This is a genomic window from Wolbachia endosymbiont of Spodoptera picta (assembly GCF_018141665.1).
In the GTDB taxonomy this organism is placed as follows: Bacteria; Pseudomonadota; Alphaproteobacteria; order Rickettsiales; family Anaplasmataceae; genus Wolbachia.
On the sequence record NZ_CP067976.1, the window covers coordinates 624,968 to 643,971 of the forward strand.

Here is a 19,004-nt window from a genome sequence, read left to right on the forward strand (position 1 = left end):
ATCACCCAAAAAGGTAAAATACTATTTTAAAGATAAAAATCCTATTTAAAAACAAAGCAGTATCTCAAAAGAGCTATATCTTTTCAAATACTTTTTTATTGTTATTTAAATCCGAGCTTCTCGTCCTTAGCATACTGTCGGCCAGGTACTCCATTGAATAGTAAGGATATTTTTAAGTGCAGTAACTACTGCTATATCTGGATCTTCACGTTTTTCTCTTTTTACTTTTATAGCTAAATAACCAACTACTGCACCCAATAATAAACCAGTAACAGCTGATGTTGCACACGTTGCAATAGCTGCTTGTGTATTATATGCTACCGCAAAACCTGTAATAAAACCTACTGCACCACAAACGCTAATGCAGACACGCTCCTTCCGAAGTTCTATTTCATTAATTTTTCGTACATGATTTTTCAAGTACTTTCTTACATCTTGAGTAGTACGTGTTAGAGCAGTTGCTCCATAGTAGTTTTTTGTGTTAGCATCTGCTTTTGCTTCTACCAGGCACTTTACTATACCTAAATCACCTCTCTGAGCAGCTAGCATTAGAGGAGTGTTTCCTTTTCTATCTTGCGTATTAACATCTGTATTTCCTTCTTTTACTAGATACTTTACTACATCCAAATGAACCTTATATATAGCTGATATTAGAGCAGTTGTTTCTTCAAAGCGTCTACCATTACTTCTTGCATTAACATCTGCTTTTGCCTCTACCAGGCACTTTACTATACCTAAATGACCCTTTTCAGCAGCAAATATTAGAGGAGTATCTTCACAGTCACTTCTTGCATTAACATTTGCTTTCGCTTCTTTTACTAGATACTTTACTACATCCAAATGACCATTTTTAGCAGCAAACATTAGAGCAGTTTCCCCAAATTCATTTTTTGCATTAACATTTGCTTTCGCTTCTTTTACTAGATACTTTACTACATCCAAATGACCATCTTCAGCAGCAAATATTAGAGGAGTGTTTCCAAATTCATTTCCTGCATTAACATCTACTTTTGCTTCTTTTACTAGATACTTTACTACATCCAAATGACCACTTTCAGCAGCAAACATTAGAGAAGTGAATTCAAACATATCTTGTGCATTAACATCCACTTCTGCTCTTTCTACCAGGTATTTCACTGCCTCTAAATCACCATTTTTGGCAGATGAAAATAATTTAGAAAGTAGCTCAGTACGACTTCTAACTATTCGTGCAATTGATAATGCTTGTAACGTAGAAGGTTGTCTCAATTCTTGAGTATCACCTTCTAATTTTGGTACAAGATTTTTTAGCCAAGGAGCTACATGTGTGAAATAATTAAGATTCTCTTTTGTGAAACAATTCAATAAATTTTTTACAGTATTAGATTTGTCACTTTCTTCAATTTCTCTATTTATACCATAATATTCTAACAAAGCATCAAGTATTGCTTTATTGTTAAAATTATACACCATTTACTAGCCCCCTGAATAAACTTCGAAACCATCTTAACCCCTATTAAGGAATGAAAGCATTTTGTAGACTTTTTCTTTTAATACTTATGCCTTTTATTTAAAATTGGAATGAGAGCAACCTCACTACTGCCATAGCTCTTTGAATACTACTTGTAATAAAAACTACTTAGCTTCAACTTTCTCTATCAATCTCTTGACCAAGCCTCTCAATCTTCTGCTGGAATCATCAAGCTCTTGAATTTGTGAAGGATCTTTTCCCATGAGCTCTTTGTGATTACTCTTTATGTAATCATACATCTCCTTCATCTGAGCAATCATCTTGTTGATATCCATACCACCCATATCAGGTATCATGCTAGGCATATTTCCTTCTAGCATACCACCAGCCATAAGTTGCTGAGACATTTGCATGAATGGCTTTAAGGTCTGTTGAAGCAAATTAGGGTCGCTTGCCAATTTTTCTATTTGCTCTTTGCAAGTATCCATGTACTGCTTCATAAATTCATCATCTTGCACTTTATCTGTCATAATTACACCTATTTGAAACTAATATTATATATTGTTTTTAATTAAAAACAATACAAGAACAACTATATTAATACTTGATTAAATGACAAATTAACTATTTTAAAGGTTCACATACTCTCTTTAACCATTCCTTATCTTTTATGCCATTTTCTATATTTTTATAAACAAATTGGTGATAGCTATTTATCCATTTAACTTCATCTTCAGTAAGCATTTGTATATCTATTAGCTTTTTATCATAAGGAACAGAGGTCAATTGTTTAAAGCTTAAAAAGACGTTTTCTCGCCTTTCAATATACATCAGATTCTCAATTCTTATTCCATACTTTCCTGGAATATAATAACCAGGCTCGTTAGAAAGTATCATGCCTGGAATGAGTTCCACTTTATTTCCTCTTGATATTGCTTGCGGTCCTTCGTGTACCGAAAGGTAACTTCCTACTCCATGTCCTGTACCGTGCATGTAATCCATTCCAAATTTCCATAAATGTATACGCGCTAATATGTCCAATTCCCCACCAGTGGTGCCAGAAGGAAAGACCGCACTTGCTATCGCAATGTGAGCTTTTAATACTATTGTGTAGTGAGCTCGTTGCTCATTGGTTGGACTACCAATTGCTATAGTTCTTGTAACATCGGTTGTGCCATCAAGGTACTGACCACCAGAGTCAATTAAATACAGCCCATCTTCTTGAATGACTTTATTTGTCTTATTGCTTGCACGGTAATGAATGATTGCTCCATTCTCGTTAAATGCTGAAATTGTTGGAAAACTCGATTGCTTAAACAAATTCTGCTCTTTTCTGTATTCTAAAACTTTTTCTTCAGCTTCAAGCTCAGTAATTTCACTGTCAATATTGTTTTCAAGCCAATATAGAAAATTTGTAACTGCTACTCCATCTTTGATGTGCGCACTTATAGCTCCAGTTATTTCAGTTTGATTTTTTACTGCTTTGTGAATCAAACAAGGATCCTCCTTCTCAATTATCTGCTTATTTTCTATTAGACCTCTTTCATTACTTATTGTCATCTCAGTGCTTGACACTGGGATCCATGCTTTTTTATTTCTGGTCAAGCACTGAAATGACACCGAAGCTGATTTTTCATTTAAATAATGGTTATACAAGGAATCTATTGCATTCATAATGCTCATTGGAGTCGTGCTTGGATCTATCACCACCAAATTTAACTTATGTAGTGAATTTTCTAGCTCACTAATATCAAAAACATTTATATGGTTATCAAAATTTGCTTCTATAGTTGAATGTTTTTTATCTTGAATAAATAAATCAACATTGGCATTTTTATACAATATAGCACGACCCAATATACAAGGAGTATATTCCGCACTTTCATTTCTTAAATTTAATAACCACGAAATTGAATTTGGATCAGTCAGAAGAACTGCTTCAGCCTCTATGTTTTTAGCTACTCTTTCACATTTATCCTTACTACTCTCACCAGATACATGTGAGACTATTGTTTGTGCTTTATGACTACTATCTTTTTTAATTAAGTATGGTACTAGTTTACAAATGCCTTCATATTTTCTTATGTCCTTCATAGTAAAATATTGCGGATAGTAACCCAGTGAGGTAGTCAATGTTAAGTTTGCTTTTACCCATTTGTGTGGATCCTCTTCTTGTATATTATATACTCGAAAACTGCCCTGATCGAGCTGACTGCGAGCTTGTGTGATATAGCGTCCATCTGTAAAAAATGGGCACTTATTACTCTTTGTAACGATAAGTAGCCCATTTGTTCCCGTGAAGCCACATAACTCTGCTAACTCTTTTGAATATTCATTTAAATACTCGTCTTTAGTATGCAACATAAATGCATCAACATTTATTTCGTGCATAAAAGAGCGAAATTCTTCGATTTTTGACATGGAATACCTTACGCAGAATTAGCAGCTATTTTCGTTTTCTTATTCCTAAGGTACACTAATATGCTAACTATTGCTGCTGGAGTGATGCCCTGTATTTGCTTTGCAATGCCAATTGTTGCTGGTTTTATTGATTGCAACTTCTCTATCACTTCAGTTGACAAGCCTTTAATCTGTGAGTAGTTGAAATTAGTTGGAATTTGAGTATTAACTTCCTCTTGTAGAAACTTCATATCGGCTTCCTGTCTTACTAAATAAGGCTTGTATTTTGCTTCAATTGCAACTGCTTCATATATTTCATTCTTGGCTATGCTATCAGTTATAGTGTTATTCCACCACATGACGCTGGAATCTACATTTTTTTCAGTGTCAACTGCATCCATTCTATCATCATTCAAGTACTGGATCCCAGTGTCAAGCACTGGGATGACAGGAAGAGGTGCTTTGGTGTTATGCAAGTAGCTGACACTGGAATCCATGTTTAACTCTGGCCATATTTCTCGTAATTTATTCCAGTCAATATTTGGATAACCGAGCAAATCTAATGCTGTTTTTCTTATTCCATCATAAGATATTTTAATGCCATAGGACCTGAGCTGCTCAGGAGTAATTGTTAGGCTCTCTAATTTCTCCTCAAGTTGCTTAATGGATTTAAGTTTACCCTGCAAAACAGAGTATCTCTCATGCGACACAAGAGAGATGTCATAACCTTTTTGTGTCAATCTTCTATCTGCATTATCTGACCTGATTGCCAGTCTATATTCTGCACGCGAGGTGAATAATCTGTAAGGCTCAGCAATTCCCTTAGTGACCAAGTCGTCTATCATTACACCGATATATGAGTCTGTACGATGAAGAACAAAACTTTTTTGAGATAAAGAGAGTGCTGCATTGATTCCGGCAATAATTCCCTGCCCAGCTGCTTCTTCATATCCAGTGGTACCATTAATTTGACCAGCAAAATATAGTCCTTTAACTTTCTTAGTTTCGAGAGTATGAAATAGCTCTCGTGGATCGATATAATCGTATTCAACTGCATATCCAGGTCTTAATATTTCTGCATTTTCAAGCCCTTTTATACTCTTTATCATTTCATACTGCACTTCGATGGGCAATGAATTTGAAATTCCATTTGGATATATAGTGTTATCATCAATCCCTTCTGGTTCTAGAAATATTTGGTGATTATTTTTTTCTGCAAATTTTTTAACTTTAGTTTCAATTGATGGGCAGTATCTTGGTGCAATAACGTTATCTAAATATGAAGAAGCTGATCTGTGAAGATTCTCTCGAATTACTCTGTGTGTATGTTCATTAGTATGAGTAATAAAACATGAAACCTGAGGCTGGTTAATTTTCTCTGTAAGATAAGAAAATGGTGTAGGTGGATTGTCACCCACTTGTTCTTGTAATACCGACCAGTTTATAGTGCCACGATCAAGCCTCGGTGGAGTTCCGGTACGTAATCTGCCCAGTTTAAAATCATACTTCTTTAGCGTGTTTGCAAGCTCTATTGCAGGTTTATCTCCCATTCTTCCAGAAGGAGTTGTTTGCTCTCCTATATGAATCACACCACGTAAAAAAGTCCCTGTAGTCACAACAACTCTACTTGTCAGTATACGTTCACCTGAGTCTGTTATTACAGCTTTTATATAAGATTCTCCATTGCTATCACTTTCGATAAGAAAATCGTCAACTGACTCTTCTTTTACTTTCAAGTTGTGATAATTTAGAATAATTTCCTGTATTGCTTTTTTGTATAATTTTCGGTCTGCCTGTGCACGTGGGCCCCATACCGCTGCGCCTCTGCTGCCATTTAAAACGACCGAGTGTATGCTTGCTCGGTCGATAGCTCTTCCCATTATTCCATCAAGGGCATCCACTTCCCTAACTACAACACCCTTTGCAACTCCTCCAATTGCTGGATTACAAGACATTTCTCCTATAGTTGAAATTTTGTGAGTTATAAGTAGCGTGCTTGCACCAAGGCGTGCTGCAGCTGTAGCTGCTTCACACCCGGCATGACCGCCACCTACTACCACTACGTCGTACTTATGCATCTTCTTGAGTAATTCCTACTCTATAATATTCCAACTATCAGTGATTGATGTCAAATTTTACAGATTCCAGTGTTACACACTAACTTAGCTCAAATTATCGTCTCTTTTACAGAAGAAAATCTTTCAACTGTAGGAGAGGTAATACACTCATCCACTTCTTCTTCCTGAGATATTCCAACATATTTAGAATCTGTAATCGAAGTTGCACTTGCTGCAAATGTAATTGCTGCTTCATCTGCACAATGCACTAAAGATGTGGCTACATAAACCCCCATAATTGTTGCTATTAGCCCTGTTATTGCACTTACTAAGATAATCACTGTTACTACTGGATTAGGAAGAACAGCAATCACACTTGCATTAAGCACTGCCCCAATCATAGTACTTATAGGTATAGCCATACCCAAAAAAATTGCTATTTTTCCATGATCTTCCTCAATAGGATCTCTTTTGCAAAACCTATATAGCAAACATCCTACGTGCAAAACCGCAATCAATACTAGAGCCATAGAACCAGCAATTGCACCCATGGCTAAAGGTGATGAAGTGTCAAAACTTAACCAACAAGCTAATACTCCTAGTGCTGACACTATACTATAAGCTAACAAACAAATATACATACAATCCCTCTCACTAATTAATAGGCATCATTTTTACTCTAAATTGCAAACTTTCCCTCCGCCATCTAAATACTAGAGCAACAAGGAATGCCAACGGCCGTGCAAAAATATCTAATGTTTATATTTATGTAAAGTGGAAATTTTGAGTGGGGCGAGCGACCAGGATTGAACTGGCGACATTCAGTACCACAAACTGACGCTCTACCAACTGAGCTACGCCCGCCAAGATATAAAATTTTTAACATACGAGCACAAATAGTCAATTGATTATTTAAGCTACCTCCTTTTGCAGAGGGTTTTAAATATTTTCATTCATGCTTTTATCATTATACTCAATCGTATTGACACCGTGATATGTTTAAAAGTATTTTCACATTTAGTTTTTTTACAGCTATTTCAAGAATCTCAGGGCTAATAAGAGATGTATTGATTGCTACGGTTATTGGTGCAACCTCTCTTGCAGATATATTCTTTTCCTCGTTTCGCTTTGCTAATTTATTTCGATCGTTTTTTGCAGAGGGGGCATTTACTACCTCATTCATACCATTATACTCTGCAGAGTCATATGATAATAAAAAGGCATTTAATTTCGCAAGTAGTGTAATATCCATTACGTTTATTATTCTAGTAATTTTTTGCCTTATCACACAAACCTTCTTCCCCTACATGATCAAAATCTTCACTCCTGGATTTGACCAAAATAAATTTACCTTTACTGTAACTTTGTCGAAAATTATGATGCCCTACATAATCTTCGTGTCAATCGCATCACTTATTGGTGGAATGTTGCAAGTAAAACAGCATTTTGCTTCAACAGCTATTTCACCAATCATTTTGAACCTCTGTTTAATCATCAGTTTGTTTTTACCTTACATTGAAACACCGGCTCATAACCTTTCTATAGCCGTCCTGATTGGAGGGATTTTGCAGCTACTTTTAATAATATTTAGTGCATACAAATTAAAGGCTTTCTTTTCTTTTAGTTTAGAATTAAGTAACGAAGTAAAATTATTTTTTAAACGTGTGATACCTGCAATTATCAACAATTGTGTAATACAAATAAGTGTATGGATTGACACAATCATGGCAAGTTTTATACCAAATGCAGTTTCTTATATATATTATGCCGATAGACTAAATCAACTACCGCAAGGAGTAATTGGCACTGCAATTGGTACAGTACTTCTTCCTCTGATTTCAAAACGAATAAATGATACTGAGAATATAGTCAAAATACAGAACAAGGCCCTTAATATAGGGTTAATATTAATTATGCCAATAACTGCTGCTTTTATCATTATTCCTGACATAATTTTACTTACGCTTTTTTCTTACGGCCGATTTGATTATTATGCAGTGCAGCAAACTGTTCCTACATTAGTAGCATTTTCTCTTTCTTTACCCGCATTTATTATAAATAAAGTATTGCTACCCACATTCTTTGCTAGGGGAAAGCTAAAAATACCAACTATGTTCTCATTAACGTGCCTTGGAATTAATGTAATACTAAATCTCATATTAATGAACAAATACCAACATATAGGAATTGCTATTGCTACTTCCATTTCCACTTGGATAAATTCTATTTTATTGATTAATTATTTAACAATAAATAAGATGTATAAGATTAGCCAAGCATTATTACTAAATATTGTAAAAATTCTCACTGCAACATTGGTTATGTCAATAGTTCTTTATCTCTCTAATTACTTATCAGCAGGGTTGTTTTGCGATAGAGGGCTAGCTCGTATTGTTTATTTAGTAACTTTAATAGCTTTGAGTGTTATTATTTATTCTAGCACTCTTTACCTAATTTTTAGAGGAAATTTGAATAATTTGAAATATGTATAAATTACACCCTTTGTATTGCTATATGTCATTTCAGCTACTATTCCAATATCCACTCCTTTCATCCCAGTGTCAAGCACTGGGATGACAAGAAGAGAAGGGATGCTGGAATGAGAGGTCTATTATGAAACTTTCTTTATACGCCATATTATCAATCTCGTTGCTATTAATTCTCATGCACGTTGCTGCAACTTTTAAGGATTGGAGTGGCTACAGAGAATATATCGTAAAAGAGTTAGAGAAGACGCATGATGCTAAAGTACATGTTGGAGGAAAAATTGAAGTTTCGCTCATTACTCCAAAACTTACTATTTACAATGTATATGTACAATATAACAAAAACAAGGAACAAAAATTATCAGATTTAATTAGTGCAAAAAAAATTGAAATAAGGCCATCGCTATTATCGTTGTTTTCATTTTCATTGCAACCAAAGTCAATCTCATTTTTGGGCATGAAAAGCAACAAAGAAAATTTACTTAATATTATAAATACGAAAGCCAATGATAATATAGTTGATATATTAATAAAGGACAGCCAAATAAGTTTTAACGCCGATACTATTAACATCAAGGAAGTTGCTATAAAAAAAAATAAGAAGTTTTTTGGTGAAGTACAGATTGGTGACAACAATTACGATTTTTCTGGAAAGGTTAATGTCACAAAAAATAATGTACACATTAGTGTTGATTCAAATTTTGCAAATTTGCTATTTAAAGGTAATAGAAATCAAGAAGAGCTCAAGGGCAATTTAGTATTGACGATTAATAATAATTCTGATTCTATGAGCGACTTGGCAAAAATCATTAATCTTAGCTTCCTTTCTTATGTGATTCCCAGCGAAAATATTGAGATATCATCCAATATCAATCTCAATGAAAGCGAATTTACGGCAACTGATTTAAAAATTGAGTCCAAAAGCATGCAAGGCACTGGTATAATACAAAATGATAGAAAAAGTGATCATACTAATATCAATATTAGTTTTAGTAAAGTCGACCTAAAAAACGGCTCACACAAAACAACAGATATGAAGGGTCTTTTAGAATCTTTTAGAGAGGTTGTGCCAAAGAACCTGAGCTTGGATTTTAATATGGAAGCTTCAAATATTCAATATCAAAACAGGATATTGGACAAATTTCATGCTACGCTAAAATTTGCTAATGGCGAAATAAACGTTGATACTCTTCTTCAATTTCCTGGAACCAATAATATATCTCGCTTATCAGGAAGAGTTTCAAACAATGGCAACTTGTCTGAATTTAATGGTGATATATTGATAAAGGGTGAGTCGTTCATTTCACATATTTTACCTTCTATCAAGATGCAAGAAAGAGAGAAAAGTCAATTTACAGCAAGTTCTAAACTATATTTAGCACCTAGAATATTATCTCTTTCAGATATCAGATTGCTAAATAACAAAGAATCTTGGCAAGGATCAATTAAGGTAAATCACACAAAAAAACACAATATGATCGATAGCAAATTTAGCATGCATAACATTAATATAGATAAATATGATTATTCATTATTCAGCAAAGTGCAATGGCTGAAAAATCTTAAATATGATGTAAATATAAGAACTAGTGTTAAAGATTCTATATTCAATGGTACAAAAATTGAAGATTTGGATTTTTCATTAAAAATACAAGAGAACAAGCTATTTGCAGATAAAATAAAGTTATTCGGAGAAGATTTCGACATTACCGGTAGTGTAAAAATATTAGTGGATCAAAAATACACTAAGCCTTTATTAGACGTAAACCTTACAGGTAATAAATTTAATGGAAATATCTTTAAATTACCAAAACTATTAGAGGTAAAAAGAAACTCAAGAAATGAAATAAATCAAATTCAATGGTCAACAAAGCAGCTTAATTTTTTAGATGAGAAAGGAGATTTTGATGCAAACGTGCAAATCAAAACTACAGAATTTAAAATTGGGCAAAACGTCTTAAAAGATTTTAACTTGGATACAGTGATAAGAAACAACACTATCACTATCAAACAGATAAGTTACATACTAGAACATGGACAAATGTTTTTTCAGGGTTATCTAAAAGCAGGCTCAATTCACACAAAATTTTCTATTGCAAATTTGGACACCAAGGAAGTTATAGGAGTTAATAACATAAATGGCAAGATAAGCTTAAGTGGTGAAATCAAAACTCAAGGAACAAGCTTTGATGATTGGGCTAGTAACTTATCAGGAAATGTAAACTTTCAAGCACAGAAAATAGAGTTTACAAATGTGGATTTTAATTCATTCATCACTAAGTTGTTAAGTAGTAAGAATAAACCTGAAATTTCCAAGCTTGCTTACGTTGATATATATAATGGCAGTACGCTTTTTGAAAATATTAATGGAAAAGTAAGTATTAACAGTGGTGTATGTTCAACTAGTTCACAGTTTAGTACCGATCAAGCATCAGGTTCTATCTCTTCTAATTTAATCTTATCTAATTTCTCCTTAACTTCTATATTCAGACTCTTTTTCATACTACCAAATCATAATAGTCCTATTTATATCGAGGCACACTTAGATGGCCCTATTTGGTGCCCTAAGATGAGTTTTGATGTAGACCAAATTTACAACACCTTAGTTAGCAAGAAAAATAGTTAACTCATTTAGATGTAGGATTTAAGGGACCATCTGTCTTTAAGTTAGACCTTAGTAAAAGATGTTCCACTCTCACCAATGATAAAACTGATTGATTGTTTGTACCTTCTCAATGTTTGCGTCGCTGCAGCTTGTGCTTGGACTCTCTGTCTCTCCAAGCAATAAACGTGTTATCTCCCTATAGTCTTTGAGAACAGATAAATGTAAAACAGTAATACAAGAATTACTTGATATATTAATATCTGCTCCTTTTTCAAGCAATAATTTTACCATACTTGTGTGGCCTTCACGAACAGCATGGTATAAAGGAGTATAACCGAAACGATTTTTTATATCAATAACTGCTCCTTTTTTAAGCAATAATTTCACTTGCTCTAAGCGATTTCTTTTAGCAGCGTAATGTAAAGGAGTTTCACCATTACGATCTGCTGCATTAATATTTGCTTTGCGTCTCGATGACAATTCTATATGAGGAAGAATAAATCGAGAATTACCTACTGAATTTTCTTGTTCTTGATACATAAAATACCTCTAATTTCTTACAGCTTAGTATAAATATCTACACTATATAAATATCAATTCAACGCATCACCACCGGGTAACGGTAAAAGTTTCTCCTTTTATAATGAGCATAGGCCTGTGTACATTACTCTAATTATGAGCTTGAGCAGCTGCTTGAAGTTGTTCAGCACTTGGATTATCCAAATTCTGACTTGGAAATGCCTCTATAATGTTCTTTAACTCTTTATCTGTTAAGTGATAAGTTATTTCGTCAAAAACTTGATGTAACACCCGCAAATTAGAATTCTCTATAGCTGCTTTACTTTTATCTAATAAATCCCTTCTGTCCGATGCCTTATCAAATTGGCTTACTATTGTATCAACGTGTTCAGGAAATTCTGATATATATTCCAATGCGTCAGAACACCTTATTTCATCATATTCTCTATCAGACAAATAACCTGCTAATTTATTCTCATCAGTCTCTCGCAGAAACTGATATAACGATATATTGCTGTTACTAAGCCTGACGTTCATCATCTCATTCTGATAATCATCCCAAAATTTGGACAATTCAATATTTTTGACAATACACTCTGGTTTCGTTGTGATACCACTATGTACCACAGCATATGCAATTATAGTTCTTACAACCATCGGTTTATCGCAATACCCTATTTTGTAATCATCACTAGCTACAATAGATAAAGGGGTCCTTCCTGTCTTGTCTACTGCATTAACATTTGCTCCTCTATCAAGCAGCAACCTTACTAATTCCTCCCGATCATACTTAAGTGCAAAATGTAAAGGAGTCATATCCAGATTATCTACTGCATTAACATTTGCTCCTCTATCAAGCAGCAATTCTGCTACTTCCTTATGACCATACCTAACTGCAGTATGTAAAGGAGTCCACTTTCGCCTTTCTATTGCATTAACATTTGCCCCTTTATTAAGCAGCAATTCTTCTACTTCCTTATGACCATACCTAACTGCAATATGTAAAGGAGTCTCCTTTTGCACAGTTGTTACTGCATTAATATTTGCTCCAGCTTCTATCAACTCCGTAATCTGCTGTATATTCTCTCCTTTAGAAGAATTCATTAATAGTTCATCCAATTCTCTTTGTTCCCTTTCATTCATAATTTACCCCACAATTTCATTGTAGTTAATTTAATATGCAAAAAAATAATATCAACCCAATTTATCACCACCGGGTAACGGTTGCAAGCCAAAAGCTTCTCTTTTTTCATTAAGCGTCATGAAGCTTGCGTTTTGCACGTATTTCCACATCTTTTGTCTTTTCTCCATTAGAATTTCTATCGCGTCTTTATCATATGACAAACATAAATCTTTGCCAAACTTGGGCACTAGCCAAGAATTTAAGTGACAAATAATATTTTCTAGTGTTGGTAAAATCGTCTGTTCCCAAAGGGAAAGATGTGCTTCGATCAAATTGCTATAAGTATTATCACCTGGTATGCCAAGCAACTGCGGCGGAACGCCAAAAGCTAGAGCAATATCACGAGCTGAGCTATGTTTTGACTCAATAAAATCCATATCCCTCGGTGATAAGCTCATTTCCTTCCACTCTAGACCCCCTTCAAGCAATATAGGTCTTCCAGCATTGACAGGACCTGAGTAATGATCATTTATCTGTCCTTTTAAGCGTTGGTACTGCTCTTGACTTAAGTTTCCACCACTTCCATCCTTTTCTGATTTTACAACTATTGCACCACTTGGTCTTGCTCCATTTTGCAGCATTGCCTGATTCCAAGCTCCCGCTTGGTTATGCTGATCTATACTATATGCAGCTGCCTCAATTGGTGATAGTCCATACCAATCATTCAAAGGGTTAAAGGTTTTAAGATGCAGTACTGTTGAACGCCCAGTCAATTTATCAACTTTAAAGTCATAACTGTTGTTATTTACGGTATAACGATAGGCATAAGGAACGTTACTTCTCCCCGGAACAATTTCAACTCTATCAGGGCGCAGAAGATAAAGCTCTGTTGGTTTGTTCTGCGCCTCAATCATCAATACATAAGAATTGCCATTAACTAATCGATAAGTCACAATCCCTTCAATAAATTCCGATTTTGATGTCATTGGATTAGGAGAATAAAGTAACTTCAGTAATGGATGCGCTTTTAGTTGTGATTTTCCCTGGTCAGTAAGCTGGCAGAGAGTAAAAGGTACCGAAGATGCAGCACTTGCGATCATATTAATTGCTCGAAAGGCAATGACATTTTTTATGTAGCCTTCCTCAGCAAAACTTGCATAATCGCGCCTACTCCAACTTGGTTCCATCATTAGTTGCAAAGCAGAGTATTCACTGCTTTTCTTTCTTTGAAAAATATTAAAATTCATATGTGCCTCCTGAAAAATTGAATTTGTTAAAAGATTGAAATTGTAGTTGAATTATATCAATTAGTGTTACAAGAATGATGTCATCCCAGTGCTTGACACTGGGATCCAAGAATTTAATTGTAGATAGCCCACTTAACTGGTGAGCATAGCTGTTTTATACCAGAACGAACACCTTTGACTAGATTGTATGAAAAGCTAGATCCCAGTGTCAGCTACTCGGATGACAAACATGGACTACTTCAACTATACCATCGTTAAAGAAACCAGAAAAGCTATTATCAAAGCTGAAGCTCTCCTTGAAACCCCTCAACTTTTGGATCGTTAATTTTGCTATTGCAGCTACTCATTGCATAAACATTAAGACAAATGTTTGTCACTATTCCAACAAGCATACACATTCCTGTAATCATTGCAGCTACAGTAAAAGCTGTGCCTAAGGTTCCACTTGTAAATATAGCTGCTATTAACGTTGGAACAAATAGACAGAATGAAGGTTTGATTACGTAACTATAAATCTTTTCAATTCTATCGAAATTTTTCCATGGTCCAGCAAGATCTTTCAATGGACCAGTAAGATTTCTTGCCATTTTAACCTGGGTTTCTAAGTTTTGTTTAAAGTAATCACTAAAACTAGTACTTGGAGAATCGTTATCAAGAATTGAAAGAGAAAAAGAAAAACCTACCTTCTTCATCTTCTGGCCTTTAAATTCTCCTTTCATGTACTTAAAATTCCTAACATTCAATATGGATCCATCAATATACCTAAGGTTAAATTGCATGTTAGGATTCAATACATGATTTAAAGTGCTTGCCTTCCTATCTATTAAAGCTTCAAATTTTTCTTTATTCTGATCATAATAGTCAATAAAATCCTCTAACTCTTTTGATAGCTTTTCTAGATCTATTTTTATGCCATAGCTTCTCAATGTGGTCAGAAAGGTATAAAAGTTTTGTAAATAACTTTTGGTGCCACTAAAGATCAAATAAAATGATCTACCATGATCAATTTTTGCCCAGAGTTTTTCTTTTACTTTTTTACCCTTTGCATTTTCATACTCCTTTTCTATTACACCAAAATTTTCTGGGTTCACAATATCAGCTTCTACAAGTAATATTTGAGCAGCCAGTATTTTCTCAAAACCTTTTGCATCTTGGTGGTTTTTGCCTTTTTCTTTAAGATCCATTAATGTTGTAAATTTGTCCAAAAACTTTGATCTCAAATGAAGTTGCCCTTGATTTTTCTCTTGCTCAATGCGCTCTTTAAATTGATCATTACCATTAGCAAATCTTTCCTTTGGCAAATCGTTATTTGTTACCAATTCAACAATTGGAGCTCTATCATATAAAAACAGCTTATATAAATCACCAGCAACATATTCCCTGATAAAATCAGCAATATTAAGGTCATCATAACATATATCGCTTTCTACTGACTGCCATAATAAATCAAGATTATTATTTATCACAAAATTTGGCAAATTAAGGATTTTGCAATTTTGTAGCTTTTCTTGATCCTTTGCAAAAAGATTCTTTGAATTGTGCTAACTTAGACTGTTCTTCCTCTTTTGTAAGCGTGTGATTTAGAACAGACTTAATCATGAAAGCTGCCTTATCACCTTCATTGTCGCTATACTCGTGCTCTGCTTGAAATCCTGAACTGCAGACTACTTCTTTCTCTCCTACTTTCTTGAACTCGCTCATAGGCTGGAGTGTTCTATCATGGAAATGTTTTTCAAGAAGTTGAGTTTTTTGTTTAAACTCTGTACTTATATTTGGCATAATTACTCCCTAGCTAAAAATATAAATGTTAAATATTTATTAATGATGTTAGCATATCTAGCAACATATGTCAAATTTTTCATCATTAGGCGATAGCTTCCCTTTTTTGTTACAAAGCCTTATATAGCTTTATATGGAACGCTTTAAAAGCTCACTAACAACCTAAACTTGCTTGAAAATCAAGTAAGTATTATAAAATTAAATAAAAGAAATTGAATATGACAGAATGGCTAATATCTAACCAATTTGCTGATTATAACCATTCTGTGAAATTCATGGAAGCAAAAATTCAACAAATTCACAATAATTTATCTGATGAGTTAGTATGGCTACTCCAGCACCCTCCACTTTATACTGCAGGAATCGGTGCAACAGATGATGACATTATTGAAAAATTATTTCCTATATATAAAACAGGTAGGGGTGGTAAATATACATATCACGGACCAGGGCAGCGCATTATATATTTAATGCTAAATCTTAAAAAAAGAAACAAATGTGACATAAAACTATATATCAGAGACCTAAGTAATTGGATCATAAATGTTTTAAAACACTTTAATATATTTGGGGAATTTAAGGAAGATAGAATAGGCATTTGGGTGAACAACAACGGAGTAGAAGAAAAAATAGCAGCTTTTGGCATTCGCTTGAGAAAATGGATAACTTATCATGGCATAGCACTTAATGTCTCTCCAAACCTTTCCCACTATGAGGGTATTATTCCTTGTGGACTAAAAGATTACGGCGTTACATCAATGGAAAAACTAGGAGTAAAAGTTTCTCTTTGCGAATTAGATGATATATTAAAGCAAGAGTTTCATAAGATATTTTAATGTATTCCTTTATTCTTTATTTTCTATGCCTTTTACTCACTAATCCTGCACACACAATCAATCAAGTTGATATTATTGCTCCTTCTTCGAAAGGAAAAGAATCAGATCTGCCTACTATAAGAGAATACGTAAAAACTTTGGGTTTTAATCCCCATATTTCGGAGAAAATATACAGTAATGACAACCCATTTTATTCTAACTCTGATGAGTTTAGAGCGAATGATTTGGTTAATGCGCTCACTGATGATAGCAAAATAATTTGGTGTATCAGAGGAGGAGAAGGGGCTTCTCGGCTAATTCCTTACCTAGAAAAGCTGCCCAATGATAAAAAAGAAAGAATTGCTCAAAACAAAAAAATTCTTATAGGCTATAGTGATATCACTGCTTTACATATTTATCTGCAAGTTAAATATGACTGGCAAACTCTTCACGGTACCATGTTGGAAATGATAGTAAATAACTCTGTTGCTGAAAGCTCTGTTGAAAAATTAAAAGAATTAATTCTTAACCAACACAACTCTATCAGATTTGACAACTTAAAGATGATAAATAATGGAGTTAGACTAAAAAATGGCATATTAGAATCTAAAATCATCGGTGGTAATATGACTTTGGTTGAAAATAGCATAGGAACTGCTTGGCAAATAAACGCAAAAAACAAAATTCTATTTTTAGAAGACATAAGAGTTTATCCATATTCAATTGAACGCAGTTTAGATCACCTAAAACAAGCTCATATTTTTGATGGAGTAGATGCAGTAATATTCGGTGACTTTGTTAACTGTTATAATGATAATCTTGTCGAAATTGTAAAAGAAAGGTTTGCAAAAAGTGTCAACTTTCCAGTATTTACAATGAAAGGAGTAGGCCATGGAGATATAAATGACCCTTTACCTTTCAACACTCACGCTACCATTAGCGTTCAAGACGAGAAGGAGTTTATGGATGTGCAACAGTTATACAAGTAGCTTTATCTAACACTCCTTTCATTCCAGCACCTTCGTTGTCATCCGAGTAGCCCTCTTTCTTGTCATTCGAGTAGCCTCTTTGGTGTCATTCCAGTGCTTGACACTGGAATCCAACTAAGTTGGTAAACACGAAAGCGCTTTTTTTTGACGGAATTGCACAAAAAAAACTGGATGCCAGTGTCAGCTACTTGCATGACATCATCTTTTTTATCAGATGCATATGAAATCAGTGCTTTCTTGTCATCCCAGTACTCCTTATTCTTGTCATTCGAGTAACCCCTTCAGTGTCATCCCAGTGCCTAGACACTGGGATCCAGAAAACTTCACTTTAAATGAGTGAACTAGATTGCCTTTATATAGATTCCAGTGTCAGATAATTGCATGACATCTTCAACTCTGTACAGATGTGCGCAACGCGTTCCACTATGAAGAAATGACAGTAACTCCCTGCTGTTCATTTGTTAAGTTGACAATTGGTTTTTCTGCTCCATCAACTTTAGTACTAGGCTTTAACAATTCATATGTAGCACAACCAACTACCAGTGCTGCTGCTGTAACTGCAACCACTGCTATAACGATAGGTATCAACTGAGCTGCAATTGTTCCAGTTGTAAAAAGTGCCACTGCTATAGCAGTGCCTAATAATGTATTCACTCCACCAGCAATCATTGCCTTATTACGTGCTTTCACAAAAGAACCTCCTACTTCATTTAATAGAACTGTTACTACGTTTTGACTTACAGCATAATCTAAAGGGGTCTCTCCATATTGATCTGCTGCGTTAACATCTGCTCCTGCTTTGATTAAAACCTCTACTGTCTTTTCGTGACCATTACAAGCAGCGAAATGCAAAGGAGTCATATCGTGGTAACCTTTCTCATTAACATTTGCTCCTTTTGCTAGTAAAAACTCTACTGTCTTTTCGTGACCATTCTCAGCAGCTAAATACAAAGGAGTCATATCACACCAATTTTTCCGATTAACATCTGCTCCTTTTTCTAGTAAAAGTTTTACTATATCTACGTGACCATTCTCAGCAGCTAAATGCAAAACAGTATTACCCGAATGATATCTCTCATTAACATCTGCTCCTTTTTCTAGTAAAACATTTACTATATTTGTGTAACCATTCTTAGCAGCTATCTTTAATAACATACACTCAATACAGAAGGAGAGAGAAAATACATAATTTACATCAAAACTACCTATCTCCCACAACAAATATAGAAATAGATTCTGTTCCTTTAGTTCTTCTTGTATTTTCTTAATTATATTATATTTATCTAAGCCTTCCTTAACCTCAATCGTACTCAGTACTTTTTTCAGTGATTTATATTCTCCTGTCATAATTCTACCTTCAATATTAAACAATATGTTTAATTATTTCATAATTATGATGAAAAATCAACTCAAATAAGCTAATAACCGGGATTGTGAATAGTAAATTAGATTCAAATAGCCTCTTTGTGTTATTTCAGTGTTAGACCTTTTCATATCCTTACAAGCAAATTAATGTTATCCTTTTATTGCTAAT

General features: G+C 34.3%; 15 protein-coding genes and 1 tRNA gene. 4 read left to right on the forward strand and 12 right to left on the reverse strand.

Annotated features, from left to right (window positions below; all coding sequences use genetic code 11):
- Positions 1–126: 126 nt before the first annotated feature.
- The 6 genes from JKF54_RS02640 to JKF54_RS02665 form a co-directional block, all read right to left on the reverse strand.
- Positions 127–1,452, reverse strand: a complete 1,326-nt coding sequence (locus tag JKF54_RS02640) for an ankyrin repeat domain-containing protein (RefSeq protein ID WP_211908614.1) — start codon at positions 1,450–1,452, stop codon at positions 127–129.
- 162 nt (positions 1,453–1,614) lie between these two features.
- Positions 1,615–1,980, reverse strand: a complete 366-nt coding sequence (locus tag JKF54_RS02645; protein ID WP_211908615.1) for a P-loop NTPase family protein — start codon at positions 1,978–1,980, stop codon at positions 1,615–1,617.
- Between the two features lie 94 nt (positions 1,981–2,074).
- Entirely contained in the window at positions 2,075–3,871 is a 1,797-nt protein-coding gene (locus JKF54_RS02650) for an aminopeptidase P family protein (RefSeq protein ID WP_211908617.1), read from the reverse strand.
- A gap of 8 nt (positions 3,872–3,879) precedes the next feature.
- Complete coding sequence (gene mnmG / locus JKF54_RS02655; protein WP_211908618.1) at positions 3,880–5,928, reverse strand: tRNA uridine-5-carboxymethylaminomethyl(34) synthesis enzyme MnmG; 2,049 nt, start codon at positions 5,926–5,928, stop codon at positions 3,880–3,882.
- A gap of 89 nt (positions 5,929–6,017) precedes the next feature.
- Positions 6,018–6,548, reverse strand: coding sequence for a hypothetical protein (locus tag JKF54_RS02660; protein WP_211908619.1), 531 nt, complete (start codon positions 6,546–6,548; stop codon positions 6,018–6,020).
- Between the two features lie 147 nt (positions 6,549–6,695).
- Positions 6,696–6,771, reverse strand: a tRNA-His gene (locus JKF54_RS02665).
- A 131-nt stretch (positions 6,772–6,902) separates the two neighbouring features.
- Here JKF54_RS02665 and murJ point away from each other — a divergent pair.
- Both murJ and JKF54_RS02675 read left to right on the forward strand, forming a co-directional pair.
- The gene (murJ, locus tag JKF54_RS02670) at positions 6,903–8,399 is read left to right on the forward strand and encodes a murein biosynthesis integral membrane protein MurJ (RefSeq protein WP_211908620.1); all 1,497 of its coding nucleotides are present in this window, start codon (positions 6,903–6,905) and stop codon (positions 8,397–8,399) included.
- Between the two features lie 121 nt (positions 8,400–8,520).
- Complete coding sequence (locus JKF54_RS02675; RefSeq protein ID WP_211908621.1) at positions 8,521–11,019, forward strand: AsmA family protein; 2,499 nt, start codon at positions 8,521–8,523, stop codon at positions 11,017–11,019.
- A gap of 69 nt (positions 11,020–11,088) precedes the next feature.
- On the opposite strand, the gene JKF54_RS02680 is transcribed toward JKF54_RS02675, so the two are convergent.
- From JKF54_RS02680 to JKF54_RS02700, 5 genes are all read right to left on the reverse strand, one after another.
- On the reverse strand, positions 11,089–11,538 hold the full coding sequence (locus tag JKF54_RS02680) for an ankyrin repeat domain-containing protein (RefSeq protein ID WP_211908622.1): 450 nt from the start codon (positions 11,536–11,538) through the stop codon (positions 11,089–11,091).
- A 129-nt stretch (positions 11,539–11,667) separates the two neighbouring features.
- A complete protein-coding gene (locus tag JKF54_RS02685) occupies positions 11,668–12,660 on the reverse strand; it encodes an ankyrin repeat domain-containing protein (RefSeq protein ID WP_211908623.1) in 993 nt (330 codons plus the stop codon).
- A gap of 51 nt (positions 12,661–12,711) precedes the next feature.
- A complete protein-coding gene (locus JKF54_RS02690; RefSeq protein ID WP_211908625.1) occupies positions 12,712–13,887 on the reverse strand; it encodes a phage portal protein in 1,176 nt (391 codons plus the stop codon).
- 278 nt (positions 13,888–14,165) lie between these two features.
- A complete protein-coding gene (locus JKF54_RS06360) occupies positions 14,166–15,353 on the reverse strand; it encodes a hypothetical protein (RefSeq protein ID WP_246433246.1) in 1,188 nt (395 codons plus the stop codon).
- A gap of 13 nt (positions 15,354–15,366) precedes the next feature.
- Positions 15,367–15,666 (reverse strand): hypothetical protein, encoded by a 300-nt coding sequence (locus tag JKF54_RS02700; RefSeq protein ID WP_211908627.1) that lies wholly within the window; start codon positions 15,664–15,666, stop codon positions 15,367–15,369.
- A gap of 218 nt (positions 15,667–15,884) precedes the next feature.
- On the opposite strand from JKF54_RS02700, the gene lipB reads away from it, so the two are divergent.
- Entirely contained in the window at positions 15,885–16,502 is a 618-nt protein-coding gene (lipB, locus tag JKF54_RS02705; protein ID WP_211908628.1) for a lipoyl(octanoyl) transferase LipB, read from the forward strand.
- Positions 16,502–17,470, forward strand: coding sequence for an LD-carboxypeptidase (locus JKF54_RS02710; RefSeq protein WP_211908629.1), 969 nt, complete (start codon positions 16,502–16,504; stop codon positions 17,468–17,470). Before lipB ends, JKF54_RS02710 begins: the two co-directional genes overlap by 1 nt.
- Before the next feature lie 423 nt (positions 17,471–17,893).
- Here JKF54_RS02710 and JKF54_RS02720 read toward each other — a convergent pair whose 3' ends face one another.
- Positions 17,894–18,817, reverse strand: coding sequence for an ankyrin repeat domain-containing protein (locus JKF54_RS02720; RefSeq protein WP_211908631.1), 924 nt, complete (start codon positions 18,815–18,817; stop codon positions 17,894–17,896).
- Positions 18,818–19,004 lie beyond the last annotated feature (187 nt).

What these genes read in the sequence shown, in the direction of transcription:
- JKF54_RS02640 (WP_211908614.1), bottom strand. Translation starts at nt 1,452, where the DNA reads ATGGTGTATAATTTTAACAATAAAGCAATACTTGATGCTTTGTTAGAA.
- JKF54_RS02645 (WP_211908615.1), bottom strand. Translation starts at nt 1,980, where the DNA reads ATGACAGATAAAGTGCAAGATGATGAATTTATGAAGCAGTACATGGAT.
- JKF54_RS02650 (WP_211908617.1), bottom strand. Translation starts at nt 3,871, where the DNA reads ATGTCAAAAATCGAAGAATTTCGCTCTTTTATGCACGAAATAAATGTT.
- mnmG (WP_211908618.1), bottom strand. Translation starts at nt 5,928, where the DNA reads ATGCATAAGTACGACGTAGTGGTAGTAGGTGGCGGTCATGCCGGGTGT.
- JKF54_RS02660 (WP_211908619.1), bottom strand. Translation starts at nt 6,548, where the DNA reads ATGTATATTTGTTTGTTAGCTTATAGTATAGTGTCAGCACTAGGAGTA.
- murJ (WP_211908620.1), top strand. Translation starts at nt 6,903, where the DNA reads ATGTTTAAAAGTATTTTCACATTTAGTTTTTTTACAGCTATTTCAAGA.
- JKF54_RS02675 (WP_211908621.1), top strand. Translation starts at nt 8,521, where the DNA reads ATGAAACTTTCTTTATACGCCATATTATCAATCTCGTTGCTATTAATT.
- JKF54_RS02680 (WP_211908622.1), bottom strand. Translation starts at nt 11,538, where the DNA reads ATGTATCAAGAACAAGAAAATTCAGTAGGTAATTCTCGATTTATTCTT.
- JKF54_RS02685 (WP_211908623.1), bottom strand. Translation starts at nt 12,660, where the DNA reads ATGAATGAAAGGGAACAAAGAGAATTGGATGAACTATTAATGAATTCT.
- JKF54_RS02690 (WP_211908625.1), bottom strand. Translation starts at nt 13,887, where the DNA reads ATGAATTTTAATATTTTTCAAAGAAAGAAAAGCAGTGAATACTCTGCT.
- JKF54_RS02700 (WP_211908627.1), bottom strand. Translation starts at nt 15,666, where the DNA reads ATGCCAAATATAAGTACAGAGTTTAAACAAAAAACTCAACTTCTTGAA.
- lipB (WP_211908628.1), top strand. Translation starts at nt 15,885, where the DNA reads ATGACAGAATGGCTAATATCTAACCAATTTGCTGATTATAACCATTCT.
- JKF54_RS02710 (WP_211908629.1), top strand. Translation starts at nt 16,502, where the DNA reads ATGTATTCCTTTATTCTTTATTTTCTATGCCTTTTACTCACTAATCCT.
- JKF54_RS02720 (WP_211908631.1), bottom strand. Translation starts at nt 18,817, where the DNA reads ATGACAGGAGAATATAAATCACTGAAAAAAGTACTGAGTACGATTGAG.